11 protein-coding genes and 1 pseudogene are annotated in these 15916 nt (G+C 68.3%); 10 read left to right on the top strand and 2 right to left on the bottom strand.

What is annotated here, in order from left to right; translation table 11 throughout:
• Positions 1-815 precede the first annotated feature (815 nt).
• The gene (locus tag LQ326_RS48535; protein WP_308402168.1) at positions 816-1307 is read right to left on the bottom strand and encodes a DUF6083 domain-containing protein; all 492 of its coding nucleotides are present in this window, start codon (positions 1305-1307) and stop codon (positions 816-818) included.
• 231 nt (positions 1308-1538) lie between these two features.
• Positions 1539-1802, bottom strand: coding sequence for a helix-turn-helix transcriptional regulator (locus tag LQ326_RS45595; RefSeq protein WP_234545114.1), 264 nt, complete (start codon positions 1800-1802; stop codon positions 1539-1541).
• A 617-nt stretch (positions 1803-2419) separates the two neighbouring features.
• Here LQ326_RS45595 and LQ326_RS45590 point away from each other — a divergent pair.
• The 10 genes and pseudogenes from LQ326_RS45590 to LQ326_RS45545 all read left to right on the top strand — a co-directional run bounded on the left by LQ326_RS45590 (position 2420) and on the right by LQ326_RS45545 (position 15500).
• A complete protein-coding gene (locus LQ326_RS45590) occupies positions 2420-2983 on the top strand; it encodes a hypothetical protein (RefSeq protein WP_234545113.1) in 564 nt (187 codons plus the stop codon).
• A gap of 155 nt (positions 2984-3138) precedes the next feature.
• Positions 3139-3348: pseudogene (locus LQ326_RS45585) on the top strand (transposase); the annotation flags it as partial.
• Between the two features lie 181 nt (positions 3349-3529).
• Positions 3530-6328: an ATP-binding protein gene (locus LQ326_RS45580; protein WP_234545112.1), complete on the top strand. Its 2799-nt coding sequence runs from the start codon at positions 3530-3532 to the stop codon at positions 6326-6328.
• Positions 6329-6524: 196 nt separating this feature from the next.
• Positions 6525-9269, top strand: a complete 2745-nt coding sequence (locus LQ326_RS45575; protein WP_268208406.1) for a helix-turn-helix transcriptional regulator — start codon at positions 6525-6527, stop codon at positions 9267-9269.
• 113 nt (positions 9270-9382) lie between these two features.
• Positions 9383-10117: an alpha/beta hydrolase gene (locus tag LQ326_RS45570; protein WP_234545110.1), complete on the top strand. Its 735-nt coding sequence runs from the start codon at positions 9383-9385 to the stop codon at positions 10115-10117.
• 163 nt (positions 10118-10280) lie between these two features.
• Entirely contained in the window at positions 10281-11531 is a 1251-nt protein-coding gene (locus tag LQ326_RS45565) for a sugar ABC transporter substrate-binding protein (protein ID WP_234545109.1), read from the top strand.
• Positions 11503-12426: a carbohydrate ABC transporter permease gene (locus LQ326_RS45560; RefSeq protein WP_234545108.1), complete on the top strand. Its 924-nt coding sequence runs from the start codon at positions 11503-11505 to the stop codon at positions 12424-12426. The genes LQ326_RS45565 and LQ326_RS45560 overlap by 29 nt, the downstream gene beginning before the upstream one ends.
• 16 nt (positions 12427-12442) lie before the next feature.
• Positions 12443-13258: a carbohydrate ABC transporter permease gene (locus tag LQ326_RS45555; RefSeq protein ID WP_234545107.1), complete on the top strand. Its 816-nt coding sequence runs from the start codon at positions 12443-12445 to the stop codon at positions 13256-13258.
• A 160-nt stretch (positions 13259-13418) separates the two neighbouring features.
• The gene (locus LQ326_RS45550) at positions 13419-14393 is read left to right on the top strand and encodes a helix-turn-helix domain-containing protein (RefSeq protein ID WP_234545106.1); all 975 of its coding nucleotides are present in this window, start codon (positions 13419-13421) and stop codon (positions 14391-14393) included.
• A 720-nt stretch (positions 14394-15113) separates the two neighbouring features.
• Entirely contained in the window at positions 15114-15500 is a 387-nt protein-coding gene (locus LQ326_RS45545) for an SsgA family sporulation/cell division regulator (RefSeq protein WP_234545105.1), read from the top strand.
• The last annotated feature ends 416 nt before the right edge of the window (positions 15501-15916 follow it).

Raw genomic sequence — 15916 nt, 5'->3', positions numbered from 1 at the left:
TGCAATTCCCCACGATCTGCATGATCAGCGTCAAGTAATTCCCCACCCGGGCTGAGGCCGTGACGGGCCGCCCGACGGCTGATTGTGCGGCTGGTCCGGTCAGTCAAGGGCGCCTTCGGCGGCGCTTCGCGCTGGCCTCGCGGCCACCCTGGACTGCCCTGACCAGCCTGAACGACGGTCTGGCTATCGGGCGGCCCAGGAACCTCTGGCGTCCTGGGGATCTCGACGCACGGTCACCGTCGCCAGGTCCTCGACGGGCGCGGCGTCAGCTTCCCCCTGGCCCATTTCGTGACGTTCGGGGTGGGGAATTGACTGACCGTCGACACCCTCGTTTCGCACTGTCATCAGCCGTGTGCGGTCGGCATTGGCGGCCAGAGGCACGCGGCGACTGGCCCGGTGAAGTTCTGCAGAAGAGACGGGCCTGGTCAAGGAGATCTCGACGGCGTAGTGACGCGTCACAACCGGGCCCTCCGTCGTGCGTGGCAGCCAGGGCCGGAAGGGCGCCCGTGCGAGGGCAGGCGGGTGCGGATGAACTCGTGGTGGCAGAGTGAGTCGAACGGTTCCCAATCGGCAACCGTGAGGTCAGCCGCCGCCCGGCTCGCATCATGTTGGACACACCTTTGGGCCCGCCAGTGCAGTTGCTCCTGATAGGACAGCGCAGACAAGCTGTAGACCGCCATGACGTCGGGCGGCAAGGCCAGTTGGCCACGGGCCTCGCTCACGGGCACCAACGTCCACACTCCGCCCGTGGCGTCCGGGCTGAGGACCGTGGCGGTGCATCGGTGACGGTGCCGGGTCTGGGCGACGCACTGGATCTAGTCCACGGGGCACGACGCGAGATAGTGAACGTACAGCAGTTGCACGATGGGCCTTGCCGGGCGGCAGGCCACACCCCCTCTCAGCAGGCCGTCCGAGGGCACGGCAGACGGAACGAAGGCTCCGGCGTCCAGCAGCCGGCGCGTTCGCAGAGCGAGCGACCGACGCAGCTCGGACAATTGCGGCGCTGACGGCGGCGCCGGGCGGGCCGGGCGGGCCGGGCGGGCCGGGCGGGCCGGGCGGGCCGGGCACAGTACGGCGTGCGGCAGCCTGCACCAGCGGCTGCCGTCGCCCGCCGGGTAGGCGACGCTGGAGCTGACGTGCCAGCGGCAGTCCTCCGGCACCCGGTCTGCGGGCAGTTCCTTCGGATGAAGCCGAACCTGGCGCTCGTCGCCGCGCACGTACCACTCGACCGCATTGCCGCACTCGCGACAGGAACCGCTCTGGCCGCAGCGCAGCAGGCGGCTGATGCCGTCGGGGTCGACCCGCAGGGGCCGTCGCTGAGGGGCGTTCGCGCAGCTGCTTTCCCAGCGCCGCGAGGAGGAACGAGGTGAGGGGCTCTACGGGCGAAGCTGCCAGCCAACACGCCGTAGGCACAGCACCCGAGCCGTTCGTTCACTCAAGCGGCCTCCACCAGGGCAACGCTTGTGCGAACGGCTGATCATGCATTCGATGCAGTGTTGCCGTTCGGGTGATTCCCGGAATCCGCTACAGACCCCGGATCACTCCTCGGGCCCTCCGGGCAGATCGTGCCCGCGGCAGAGCAGGCTGAAGAGCTCATCCAACCGTGCGTCAAGGGCATGGGCGAGAGCGTGCCACGTCTTGAGTGTGCCGACGGTGCGCCCTTGCTCGATCTCGATCACAGTGCGCCTGGCCAGGCCGCTGCGGGCCGCGAGCTCGTCATAGGTCCACCCGTGGGCCGCCCGCAGACGCGCCAGCTCCAACCGCAGCGCGTCAAGGTCCGGGGCGGGCGGGAAGATCGTCACTCGTCCATCCGACGGTGCAGACCCCTGCCCTGTCAGCGCAGACCTCTGCCCTATTTTCCGAGGTGACGGCGGCGACGGGAGGGCAGAGGTCTGCACTACGGTGTCGGCCGTCCCGCCATTCGGGACGGCGGGAATGGCGCCAGATCGGGAAGGAGGGACGCACGACCATGAGAGTGCGCACGGTGTGCCCTCAGGCGCCGCGGACCTGGACGGTGGAACTGAGGCGTCGGACAGGCGAGTTCGTCCTCGTCTGCCAGCAGTGCCCGCAGAGTGGCCGACAGGTCTCTGCGGAATCCGCGCGCTCGGCGGCTCTGGCCCACCTCGCCCGGCATGCCCGTGGCGATCTCCGGGCGGCTTACCTACGGACCTGCCAATGCCATGAACGCGGCTGCCAGTGGCACCGCCGCCACCGCGGATGCGCCGGGCCCATCCGCCTGCTCCTTGCCTGCGAACAGGGTGGCCGAGTGTGGCGCCTCGCCGACGCCTGCGGCGCCTGCGCCGCAGCGACCGCCCAGGCCGCCGTCGTACCCGACACTCTGCTCGCCGCGCCGCTTCACCCCCCTCTCGCCCGGCCTCGCAGCACCCGCCGCCCAAGGGGACCGGGAGAACACGTCCGCGTGAGCGAGATTCTCAGCTACCTGGCCGTGGTGCTGCCCGCGGACGTCTCCGCCGACGCGAAGCTCCTCGCCCTGCAATGCGCGCTGCGAATGAACACGCACATGCGGGTTACGCTCTCCGCCGGCATCCTGCGCAGCCTGCGCATCAATGCCGTGGCAGCCTGCCACGAACTGGAGCAGGCACGGTGGCTGAGCACCGTTGACGGCCCCGGAGCGGCAGGGTTCGCCGCGGATCTTCGCGACACGACCCTGCTCGCCCAGTCACCGGCCCGCCCCGGCCGAAGGCGTGCTGCCGACTGGGCACTACGCAGCGGATGCCCCGCATCGGCGGGCACGGCAGAGCCTCTCCTGCGACTGCAGGCCATCTATGTGATGGCGCACAGTGATCCGTCGTCACAAGAAGGGGTGAGCGAATGTGACCGGATCATTCGCGACTGCGCCATGGTCGATCACGGGCTTCGTGGTGCACTGAACCGTCTGACAGCAACCGGAATCCTGGCGGAGTGGCAGATCTGGCCGGTCTCAGGAGACGTGAGCTGGACACTTGCGCCGAGACACGGGTGAGCACCCGCTATCCACTGTCCACGATGGTTGTTCGGCGCGTGCTGCCTCTGGTGGTCACGCAAGCACGCGGCGGCGGCCGGCTCTGGCTTTTCGCGATACGGAGACGGCCGCGTTTGCGTCCTGATAAGTGGTGTGCGGGTTCAACCTGATACGGACTGATCGCGGTCGGCGTCAAGGCCGACGGGCACCGCGAGATCCTCGGCCTCGACGTCGCCACCGCCGAGGACGGCGCCCCCTGGTTCACCTTCCTGCGCTCGCTGACCGCCCGCTGTCGGGGTCCAGCGATCGTCTCCGACGCCCACACCGGCCTGGCGAACGCGATCGGCGCGGTTCTGCCCGGCGCTTCATGGCAGCGATGCCGCACGCCCTAACGGAGTCCTACCAGTACTTGCTGGCCCGTATGCTTTTCCGGGCGAAGGGACATGGAACGCTGGGGCAGCAGTCACCTGGTTCCACACGTTCCGTCTCCTCCCAGCCACGCACTCGTACGGGGACTTCGCTTTGGACCGTTTTGAGCAGCCGTTCCCCACCGACGAACCCGGTGGCATGCAGCCACCTGTGCGGGGGCGGGAAGAGGAGCTGGACTTCATCGGTGCGCGGTTCGACGCGCTGGCTCAGGGCCGCGGCGGCATCGTGTGCGTCGAAGGCGCGCCCGGCAGCGGCAAGAGCCGTCTCCTGTCGGAGGCGCAGGCCGCCGCGGTGCGCCGTGGGCTGAGGGTGTTCCGCGGAGGCGCGGATCCCGACGGCCAGTTCGTTCCGCTGGGCCCGCTGTTGGACGGCCTGCTGACGGGTCCCGAGCCGTTGTTCGACCTGGACAAGCTGCGTGACCTCGCAGCGGCGCCCGAGCAGCGGTTCTGGCTGTTGCAGGAGTTGCAGGACCGGCTGGAACAGGCGGCGCTCAACACGCCGCTGGTCATCGTCCTGGACGACGTCCAGTGGCTGGACGACGTGTCACTCCTCGCGCTGCGTACGCTGTCGGCCCGCCTGTCCTCCCACGCCATCCTGTGGCTGGTGGCCGTCCGCAGCGGCACGAGGACACCCGGCGTGCGCACGACGTTGGACCGGCTGGATCAGGCCGGTGCCCAGCGGCTCCGGCTCGGACCGCTGGCCGACACCGCGGTCGCCCAGATCACCGAGGACGTACTGGGAGCGCCTCCGGATCCGGCGATGCTGAGTGCCGCCCGCCGGGCGGAGGGCGTGCCCCTGCTCCTGGTGGAGCTGCTCCGTGGCATGCGCGACGAGCACTCGGTGATTGTCGAGCACCACGTGGCGCGCCTGACCGGCGGACGCCTTCCCGACCGTTTCCAGACCTCCGTGCGACAGCGTCTCGACCAGCTCTCCGAACCGACCCGGGAGATCGTGCAGACCGCGTCCGCCATCGGCCGCACGGTCACCGTCGGCCTCCTGGCCGAACTGCTCGACAAGCCGACGGCGACGCTGATCGCACCGGTGGAGGAGGCCCTCGACTCTCATCTGCTCGTCGAACGGAACGACCGGTTGCTGTTCCGCCACGACCTGATCCGCGAGGCCGTCGAGGGCAGCCTGCCCGTGTCCGTACGCCGGGCTCTGCGGTGCCATGCCGCGGAAGTCCTGCTGGCGCGCGGAGCACCGGTCACCGAGGCAGCCGCCCTGCTTCTGGACAGTGCGGGGCCAGGTAACCGCAGAGCCGTGGAGCTGCTGAGAGCCGCCGCGACGGAACTCTCGACGTCCGCGCCGTCGTCAGCGGTGGAACTCAGCCGACAGGCGCTGGAACTCACCGCCGAGCAGGCCCCCGAGCGGCCGGCCATCATCGCCGAGACGATGCTGCTGCTCTGGCAGGCCGGACAGCCGGCGGAGGCCCAGGGGCTGGCCGCCGCAATCCCGCCTGGCAGCATGGAACCGGAGGCCGAAGCGCAGGTGCGGCTCGGCCTGGCGCGGGTGTCCGGCCAGTACGACTTCACGGAGGCGGCCCGGCAGGCCGAGGCCGGAGCCGCTCTTCCCGGTGTCCCGGCCTCGCTGCGGGCACAGTTGCTTGCGCTGCGGGCCCTCGACCTGTCGATGGTGGGAGACTTCGAGGCAACCGCCCACGCCGTGTCCGATGCCCTGCAGGCCGCGGCCGAGGCCCAGGACAAGGCCGCCGAGGCCACCGCGGTCGCCGTCGACTCGGTCGTGCGGTTCTACCGGATGGACTGGAGTGCCGCCTTCGAATGTGCGGACCGGGCTTCGGCCCTGGCGGCGGAAGTCGGGTTCGCTCATTCGCTGTGGGTTCCGGAGGCTCTTTGGACGGCATTCCTGCTGAGCGCGGCGGGCCGCTCGGTCGAGGCACTCGCCGAGTCCGAGGCCGGGGTCCGCGAGACTCAGCGGCAGGGCCAGGCCGCGGCCATGGGCTTGTGGATCATGAACAGGTCCCGGGTGCTGCTGGACGCGGGGCGACTGGAGGACGCGCGGGCCGAGGCCGAGGCCGCGGCCGCGCTGGCCGACGAACTGGGCATGGGCAACTTCGCCGACGCCACCCTCCTGTACACGCTGGTACGTGTCTCCCTGCACACCAGTGACCTGACGGCGGCGCGTGCCCACGCGGCCGACGTGAGGCGGATGCTGAACGACCCGGCGATCCTGGTGCGCAACGTCGGCTCGTGGCTGCTGGCACTGGTGGCGGACGCTGAAGACGATCCTGGCCGGGCCATGACTCTGCTCGACGAGTCCTTCGGGACGTTCGACCTGGAGGGCCCTTCCCTGGCCAGCCCGGACGATCCGGCCGACGCTCCCGTCTTTGTCCGCATGGCCTTGCGGGCCGGGGCACTGGAACGTGCCGCGACCGCGGTCGCCGTGGCGGAGCGGCGGGCAGTCCTCAACCCGCAGTTCCCGATCCTGGCAGCGGCAGCCGCGCATGCCCGGGGGCTGCTCGACAACGACCTCGTTCTCCTCCTTCGCGCCGTCGAGTTGTACGAGGGTCTCCCTCGGCTGATTCCGCGGGCTTCGGCGCTTGAGGACACTGGGCGCAAGCTGGCCGCACGGCGCGTCGTCTACGCCGTGCCTCACCTCGACCAGGCACTCGACCTCTACACCCAGGCCGGGGCGGAGCGGGACGCCGCACGCGTTCGCCATCGCCTGCGGGCCTTGGGGGCACCCAGGCGGCGTACAACGTCCAAGGGGTCCGTCACCGTGTGGCCGGAGCTGACCGCCTCGGAGGTCGCGGTGATCCGACTCGTGGCGCAAGGCCTGACGAACCGGCAAGCCGCGGAGCGTCTCGCGATCTCAGCGCACACCGTGAGCTCGCACCTGCGGCACGCCTTCACCAAGCTCGGCATCACCTCCCGGGTCGAACTCGCCCGCCTGGCAGCCGCCCGCGAACACACAGAGTGACTGCTTCGTATCCCATACCCTCCCCCGCCATCTTCCGGACTCGTGTGATGCGCGCGCCCACGGTCCATTGGCAGAATCGCCACTTCGAGGACGTGATGCGCTGCGGACAGGTGCGGTCACTCGTCCGCATGAGCTGAGCCCGGCTCCGGCAGGTGAGTACGGGCCGGAAGGGGCGTACGTGGTGGGGTCAGGCGGATTGCTGACCCGTAGTGGTCTGCGCGGTCGAGAGGCCGAACTCGAAAAACTTCAAGCACTGATCGCCTCGGTGGCCCGCACCGGAGGTGGCGGGTTGGCCCTGATCCGGGGAGAACCGGGCATCGGCAAGACCACGCTGCTCGCCGAGGCCGTCGCCATGGCCAAGGCAGCGGGATTCTCCGTGGGCCTCGGCAAGGCCGATGAGCTGCATCGCATAGTGCCACTCTCGTCGTTGGCGGCCTGCGTCCTGCAGGGCGACCAGCCGCTGCTGTCCGAGGACACCTTCGCCGATCTCGAATGGAACCAGGATCAGCGGATCTGGCTGGTGGAGCGGCTCGCGGAGGCGATCGAAGCCAGAGCCAGCGGTGCGCCGGTGTTCATCGGCCTGGATGACGTGCAGTGGGCCGACCCGCTCAGCCGGTTTGCCCTGAAGCAGCTTCCGGTACGTCTGCGGACCTCGCCGGTTCTGTGGGTGCTGGCCGGGCGACTGGACCCCGCCGGGCCGACGGAAGAGATTCTTGCGGCAGCTGCCGACGGGCTTCCGACGGTCACTGTGCCCTTGGGACCGCTATCCGTCGCGGCCATCCGCCAACTCGCCGACGACACCCTGGGGGCAGCCGTTGACGAACGGGTACGGGACCTGCTCGACGGGGCCGGCGGGAATCCGTTTCTCGCGGTCGAGATGCTCGCGGGGCTGGGGTCCGCCGAGACCTCGGGTGATCTCGTGCCCTCGACGCTCGTGGTGGGTGTGCGTGGCAGGCTCAGATCCCTACAGCCCGGCACACTGCGTTTCCTCCAGATGGGAGCCGTGCTGGGACGTCGGTTCGGCTTCTACGACGCCGCCGCGCTGTGCGGCCAGCCGCCCGCCGCGTTGATCTCGGCGCTGGAGGAGGCGGTCCGTGCCGGACTTCTACGCGATGAGGGCGACCAGCTGGTCTTCCGGCATGATCTGCTGCGCCAGGCCGTCTACGTCGACATCACACCGTCAGCCCGGAAGGCCCTGCACCGGGAAGCTGCCAGCCACCTCGTCGCCGCCGGCCGCCGGCCGGTCGACGCGGTTCCGCACATCCTCAGGGGCGCCCTGCCCGGAGACCAGGAGGCCGTAGCGCTGCTACGACAAGCCGCTGAGGACGTGCTGCCGGTCACGCCGGGACTCGCGGCCGACCTGATGACGCGTGCTTTGGACCTGGTGCCGTCCGCACGGCCGCTGATGTTCGAGGTGGGTGAACAGGCGATCCTCTGCCTGACTCGAGCAGGCAGGAGTCGAGAAGCCCTGTCGACCGGAGACCGGCTTCTGGCCTGCCGACCGCGCCTGGAGGTGTTCAGCCGGCTGCAGGCCGCCCTGGCCGGGACGCTGTGGAACATGGATCTTGCCGAGGAGCTGCGCCGCCGGGCCGAATCGGCCCTCGCGGTCGGAGGCGCCGCTCCGGAGGCTGGGGTGAGGCTGGCCGCCCTGCGGGCGCTGGCGCTGTCCCGGGGGCAGGATCTTGTCGCGGCGCGTGAGGCCGGCGAGGCGGCGCTGCAGGCCGCCATCGCGCTCGGGGACCGGGAAGCACAGGTCCTGGCCGTGTCAGCGCTCGGCGAGATCGCGCAGAACGCGGGTGAGAACGCCATCGCGCTGGAGCGCTTTGCCGCGCTCAGCACCATCGATTCCGCTTTCCTTCCCGAAGAGATCGTTGCGCACCTGCACGTGGACGACTTCGCAGCCGGCGGACGGCTGCTCCTGCAAGCAGCGGACAATGCCGGACCGGTGCGTCAGGCGATGATGCTGTGGGCACAGGGCCAGCACGATCTGGGGCTCGGCCGTCTCGACGACGCCGACGCCAGCTTCGTGACCATGGAGCGCCTGGAAGACGACATACAGGTACCCGTCCAGCAGGTGAACGCCCGGGTGATCCGCTCCCGGATCGCCTTGCTGCGCGGCGACCGGGAAGCAGCGCGGGAGCACCTGGCCGCAGCCCAGGAGAGACTGGCGGTCAAACCGAACCCGGGCAACACGGCCGCGGTGAGTTTCCTGGAAGCCGTCCACGCCGAGACCGACGGGGACCTCGGGCTTGCCGTCGACAAGATCCGACAGGTACAGCAGGAAGGTTTCTTCATGCGCTGGCGGCTATTGCGCGACTGGGTCGACTGCGCAATACGCATCGCTCTACGCGGCGCGGATCACGAGCTCGCCGAGGACCTGGCCGCACAAGCCGAGGCCCACGCCGAACGCAACCCTGCCGTGCCGACCGCCAGGGGCATCGCGGTCCAGGCTCGCGGGCTCGCTAAGAACGATCCCGCCTTGCTCGAAGACTCTGTAGCACTGCTCAAGGCAAGCCCGCGCCCGCTGGTCCGGGCCGCCGCCTACGCCGATCTCGGACAGGCGCTCCTCGCAGCGGGCCGGAGACCTCAGGCAGTGGCCGCCCTGACGCAGGCCAATGCCGTGTTCGCCGAGTCAGGCGCTCACGCCGCAGCGGCCCGTCTGCAGCGTGGCCTGGACGGTGCGGGGGCCGCCGGCGGCAGGGCCGTAACCAAGCAACGCCCCGTCCAGGGATGGGGCGCCCTGACGGCCTCGGAGAAGAAGGTCGCGCGCCTGATCGCCGACGGCCATACCAACCGGTCGGCCGCCGACCTCCTCGTCATCTCCCCGCACACCGTCAACACGCACCTGACCTCCGCCTTCCGCAAGCTGGCGGTGAACTCCCGGGTCCAACTCGCCCACCTGGTCATGGCCTTGCCCGACGCCGAGCGAACCTGCGGATGAATTGGTACGTTCACGCGATGCCGCTCCGTGCTGGAACCCACTTGGCTGGGACAGCGAACTCAATCGGAGGGCACGCCATGCCATCTCACCCCCCACCGCCGACCATCGTGCTTGTGCACGGGGCGTTCACCGATGCCTCATCCTGGGCCGGGGTCATCAGACTCCTTCACTCTGCCGGCTCGACCGTGCATGCCCCGGCGAACCCACTGCGCGGCCTGACCCATGACGCTGCCTACATCAAAAAGGTGCTGCGCGACATCGACGCCCCTGTCGTTCTGGTCGGCCACGGTTACGGCGGCGCGGTCATCACGCAAGCCGCCACCGACGCCGACAACGTCGTGGCGTTGTGCTACGTCGCAGCGTTCGGCCTCGACGCCGGCGAGTGCATCCTGGACATCACCAGCCGGTTTCCCCCCATGCCGGCGGCCGACGCCACCGTCACCGCCGACCTTCCCGAGCAGTTTCCCGGCGGCCCGGACAGCGAGCTCTATATCAGTGAGGAACGGTTCCCGCCGGTGTACGCCGGAGACCTTCCACCCCACGTGAACAAGGTGATGTCTGTGGCGCAGCGCCCGATCGTCCACAGCGCACTGACAAGCAGATCAGGCCCGCCCGCCTGGGCCTCCAAGCCGTCCTGGTACGCCATCGCAACCGCCGACCGGATGCTCAGCCCCACCGCTCAGCGCTTCATGGCACAACGCATGGCGGCCACCGAATACCTGCTGGACGGCTCGCACGCCGTTGTGCTGTCGCAGCCCGACGCCGTGGTGGCAATGATCCAGGAAGCCGCCGAACAGAACACCGGTCGCGGCGACGGCGACGGCGACGAAGGTAGACAGCCCTTATGAGCAGGGGAAAGAGATGATCAACGTCATCATGTAGAGCCCTATAGCATGCATGGGAACGGAAGACGCCGGTGTGGGCCACCTTGCGGGCACCCCCGGAATCCGAAGGCGGCCACCCCTGCGACGCCGATGCCGGTCACAGACGTCCATCGATAAAGGCACCAGCATGATCTCACCGGCCAGACTGCCGGCGCGGCGTCCGGCAGCTCTCCTGAGCGGAGCCGTCGCCCTGGCACTGGCCGTCGCCAGCTGTAGTGGCGGAAGCAGCGACGGGTCCGCCACCAGCAAGGTCACGTCCATCACGGCGCTCGACTACTACACCGACGAACCCGAACACAGTCAATGGGGCGAGATGCTCACCGCCTGCGGCAAGACCGCCGGCGTAAAGGTCGAGCAGACGAGCGTTCCGGGGGCGTCGCTCCTGCCCAAGGTCCTGCAGCAGGCGTCGTCGCGGACACTTCCCGACCTGTTGATGCTGGACAACCCGGACCTGCAGCAGATCGCGCAGACCGGCGCGCTGACCCCGCTGGAGCAGTACGGCATCGACTCCAGCGGCTTCGCCAAGGGCATCCTGTCGGCGGGCACCTACAAGGGCAGGTTGTACGGTCTGGCCCCCTACGTCAGCACGATCGCCCTCTTCTACAACAGGGACATGCTCGCCAACGCCGGTGTCGCCGTACCGAGGACCTGGGACGAGCTGGAGACGGCGGCGGCCAGGCTGACCCGTCCTGGGCGCTACGGCATGGCGGTGGACGCGAACCCCACGTTCGAGGGCACCTGGCAGTTCCTGCCCTTCCTGTGGTCCAACGGCGGCGACGAGAAGCGGCTGGACACTCCGCAGGCAGCGCAGGCACTGCAGTTGTGGGTCGACCTGGTCAAGAGCGGCTCCATGTCGAAGTCGGTGCTGAACTGGACACAGGCCGACGTCCACGATCAGTTCGTGGCCGGCAGGACGGCCATGATGATCAACGGGCCCTGGCGGATTCCGGCTTTGAACAAGGACAAGAACCTGCACTGGGGGGTGGCGCCCATCCCCGTCCCCCGGACGGGACAGACCCCGGTCACACCGCTCGGCGGTGAGGTGTGGACGGTCCCGCAGAACGCCGAGTCCCGGCAGGAGAAGGCCGCCCAGGTCCTCGCCTGTCTGAACAGCTCCCCGAACCAGCTCGCCCTGGCCGAGCAGCACTTCACCGTGCCTTCCCGCACCGCCATGGCCTCCCAGTACGCCGAGCAGGTCCCGTCAATGGCCGCCTTCGTCAAGAGCGTGGAAGCCGCGCGCGCCCGTACCAGCGAACTCGGCGTCAAGTGGCCCAAGGCAGCGACCGGGATATACACCGCGATCCAGTCCGCGCTGACGGGCGAGCAGGCACCACAGGAAGCCCTCAGGCATGCCCAGCAGATCGCGACCAGTGACTGACCCGGCCCGGGCGCGGTGCTGGGAGCGGCTCGCCCAGTGGATGTACATCGTGCCCGCCGCGGCGTACCTGCTGCTGTTCTTCGGCTATCCGATCGCCAAGAACATCGTGATGAGCTTCCAGCAGTACACGATCACGACGTTCTACACGGGTGCCGCGCCGTTCGTGGGCCTGCAGAACTACTCGAAGATCCTTGCGTCGGACCTGTTCTCCAAGGCTCTGCTGACCACGGTCTTGTTCACCGCCGGGTCGATCGTCGGGCAGTTCGCACTCGGCCTGGCCTTCGCCCTGTTCTTCCAGCGGCGCTTCCCGCTCAACGGCGTCCTGCGCTCGCTCCTGTTGCTGCCGTGGCTGCTGCCGCTGGTCGTCTCCGGAACCGCGTGGAGGTGGATGCTCGACCCCGACACAGGAGTCGTCAACGCGGCACTGCGCGCCCTGCGTCTCTCGTCGTCCGGCATCCCCTGGCTCACCGGCACCTCACAGGCGCTGGTGTCGGTGATCCTCATCAACATCTGGGTCGGAATCCCCTTCAACACCGCGATCCTGTACGGCGGCCTGCAGGACATCCCCAGGCACCTGTACGAGGCGGCGAAGCTGGACGGAGCCGGCCCGCTGGCTTCGTTCCGTCATGTGACCTGGCCACTGCTGCGGCCCGTGGTGAGCGTCGTGCTGGTGCTGGGCGTGGTCTACACGGTCAAGGTGCTGGACATCATCCTCGTAGTGACGGGCGGAGGACCGGCGGGCGCCACGGAGACTCTCGCCACCCAGTCCTACGAGCTGTCCTTTCAGCAGTTCGAGTTCGGGCGCGGTGCCGCAATGAGCAACGTGCTCATCGTCATCTCTCTCGCCTTCGCCATCGTCTACCTGCGTGCCAACCGTCGCGCCCGGAACGTGTGAGAGGGGACCGTGCCCCGTGAAGCGCGCACCGGCCCGTGGGTGGCCGTCCACCATCGTCGGGATCGCCTTGCTCGCGCTGATGCTGTTTCCCGTTTACTGGATCGTGAACGCCTCCCTCCAGCCGGCGGGGAACACTCTGCGGGGAGGCTGGTTCCCCTTCCACCCGGACCTCAGCGGTTACCTCACCGCGCTGCGCGATCAGGGAGGCAACCTCGTCACGAGCCTCGTCGTAGCCCTCGGCAGCGTCGCCCTCAGCCTGGGGCTCGCCGCGCCGGCGGCCTATGCGCTGGCTCAGTTCCGCCTCCGCGGAACCAACCTCGTGCTCTTCGGCATCCTGGTCACACAGATGGTGCCGGGCATCGTCGTGGCCAACGCGCTCTACAGCGCCTACACCGACCTGGGGCTCCTGAACTCCTACCTCGGCCTGATCCTCGCCGACTCCACCGCCGGGGTCCCCTTCGCGATCATCATCCTGCGTTCGTTCATGCGGAGCATCCCCAGGGAGGTCATCGAGGCCGCGCACGTGGACGGTGCCGGGCGGCTGCGTGTTTTCCGCTCCGTGGTGCTCCCGGTGAGCAGGAACGCGTTGATCACTGCCGCCGTCTTCACCTTCCTCTTCACCTGGAGCGACTTCCTCTTCGCCCTCACGCTGACCACCACACAGACCGTACGGCCGATCACCTTGGGCATCTACCAGTACATCGGTGCCCACACAAACCAGTGGAACGCCGTCATGGCCACCACAGTCTTGGCGTCCGTCCCCGCCGCCCTCCTTCTCGTCGTCGCTCAGCGCCACCTCGCCGCCGGTGCCACCAGCGGAGCCGTCAAATGAAGTCATCTTGGCCCGGACCCTGGATCTAGCGGATTCACGCGATGTGCCCGACCGAGGCCGACTGGCACGGTCTTCTGGAAGGCACACCGCCTCTTCGGTGACCGGGCTATCCGGTGACCGGATCCGTACCGCCTGTCGATCAAGATGCCAAGGGGGCCAGATGTCCGTCGTCCTTTCCACCGCGGCACTGTCCGCAACCGACCGGATAGAGCGCTGGCATGAAGCGGTGACCCAGGCGTTCATACCGCTCGACGTCAATATCCTGGAGGAAAATCCGTCGCCGGGAAGAATCGTCACCCACCAGTTGGGCGCCCTCCAGGTGTCGGACGTCCAGACCGTGCCCCAAGAGGTGACGCGCAGCAAGCGCCTGGTAGCCCGGGACCAGAAAGAATTCCTCATCCTCACGCTTCATCACAGAGGCAGCGCCGTCAAGGAGCAGGACGGGAGAGAGTGCCTGATACAGTCGGGAGATTTCTCCATTTCTGATTCGTCTCGCGTGTTCAGAAAAAAGGTGGAGGGCAAGGTCTGCTTCACCTCCTTTCAGTTCCCTCGAAAGGAGCTTCGCGTGCGGGACGAGGACCTGCGGGCGTCGACTGCGACAGCCTTCTCGGGTCGTGGCGGAAGTGCCGCACTGGTGGCGACCTACTTCGCGCGCATGGCGCGCGAAGTAGCGGGTTTCGACGACTTCGTCGGCCGTCAGTTCGTCGCCACCGGACTCGACCTGCTGGCGCTGTTCATCAACGAGCGGCGCGGCCGCTTCAGGCCTCAGGCTCCAGAAACTGCCCCGGCCATGATCGTGCGGGTGAAGGATCACATCCTGCAAAACCTCTCCGACCCGGATCTGTCACCCACCGACATCGCCGCCGCTCACTTCATTTCGGCGCGCTACCTGCACAAGTTGTTCCAGACGGAGGGAACCACCGTCGGGGAGTGGATCCGGATGCAGCGACTGGAGCGGTGCCGTCGGGATCTTCTGCGGTCCCCGGCTCTGGGACTCGGGGTGGCGACCGTCGCCCGACGCTGGGGTTTCGCGAACCCCAGCCATTTCAGCCGTGTTTTCCGTGCCACTTATGGCATAGCGCCTCGCGACTGGCAGCTTCACGGCCTGTCCGGTGAACAGCGCACGGCCGAGTGACGTGCCTCGGCGGAACGATTCACCTGAAGCGGCTCGCGGAGAGCCAGCGCCAAACCACCGGAGCCGGAGACGGTCTGCCACCGGCACGGCGCTGATCGGCATCGGCCCTGCCCTGGCTGAGCCATCTGGCAGGCGGGGTTGAACCGCCTTGTCGAGCGGACCGGCTTCCAATCGCGTCACCCCGACATGTTCCTCGCGTCGGCCGTCTCCTCCGTCTTCGACACCACAGGACCCGCGGCGGCATCGAATGCACGGGTCACCTCTGCTGCCGTGACCTTCACCATCAGGCGAAGGCCCGCTCCTCGTAGCGCCGGTCAGTGGCCGGGAGCCGGTGATGCTGGGCGAGATGCTCCGGCCAACGGGGTCGTTGCCGTCCTGGTAGAGCCACCAGGCGAGGGCTCCCGTACGCCGACGTGAACGAGCCACATGATCCATGCAGTCGGTGAAGGCAGCCCGTCTCCCGAGGGCGACCCGGCAAGCCACGGAGGTGGAGAGGCGCGACACCCAGGGCATCGCGCCATGGCCCCCGTCACCCGCGCGGCCCTTCAACACCTGAAACCGCCGCTTGGCTTGGTTCTTTCTCGTGCCACGTTCCGTACATTCCTCGACAAGATACTAAGGCCCGGGATTTTAGGGTCATTCAAAGGAAATCCGCTCCTGCAGCCCGTGTTGGGGAATGAAATGATCCAGCCGCCAGCCTCGGTCATATGCATAGTGACCGTGCACATCAGTGTCCCGGACGAACTGCCAGCCCCGCTGTCTGCGGAGCTGCACTACGACATGTCCGACCCCTACGCCGTTCGACTCTCCCTCGGCGCACCTGCGGCAAGGCCCGTCCAGTGGGTGTTCGCCCGCTCGCTGCTCATGGAAGGCCTGCGCCGGCCTACTGGCACCGGGGACGTGCTGGTGATTCCCCAGCACCGTTGCCATCCGAACTCGGTCCGCATCATCCTGCGGTCCGCCGCCGGCGCGGCCCTGATCGACATCGCCGAGTCAGCGGTCGCCGCGTTCGCGAAGCGGACGGTCTCGCTCGTGCCTCCGGGCACGGAGAGCCTTCACCTCGACATCGACCGCGCCCTCGCCGAGCTCACTGGCAGGCGGGACTGAACCGGCCCGGGGCGAGGACGCCGGAGGCGACGATGCCAAGAACGGGCCGCCGCGATCGCGGCCGCCGTCCTGAAGGGGGCGCACCGCCATCACGGCGTGCTCACCCACCGGCTCTGTGGCACTCCTGCCGACGGCTCTGCTGCTTTCAATAAGCGGGCGTAAGGCCTACTCGAATTCAGCTTCAAGGGACGAACAGTGCGCTGAGGGGGATCCCTTGATGCAGCGGACAGCACGTACCACTTTCGGCCATCCCTACCGATAGGGCCGCAAAAATAACGTCAAAGGGAACATCGAGCGGAGGTTTTCGTGAAGACCCGAACCAAACCCCTTCTTGAAATTTGGAAGTGGCAAGCCGACGCCGCGTGCCGCGGCATGGACAGTTCCGTCTTCTTCTCGCCTAACGGTGAGCGGGGCCT

Origin of the sequence: Streptomyces shenzhenensis, from assembly GCF_021462265.1 — a bacterium.
In the GTDB taxonomy this organism is placed as follows: domain Bacteria; phylum Actinomycetota; class Actinomycetes; order Streptomycetales; family Streptomycetaceae; genus Streptomyces; species Streptomyces shenzhenensis.
The sequence above is the reverse complement of the archived record's forward strand: the minus strand, read 5'-3'. Positions and strand labels throughout refer to the sequence as shown.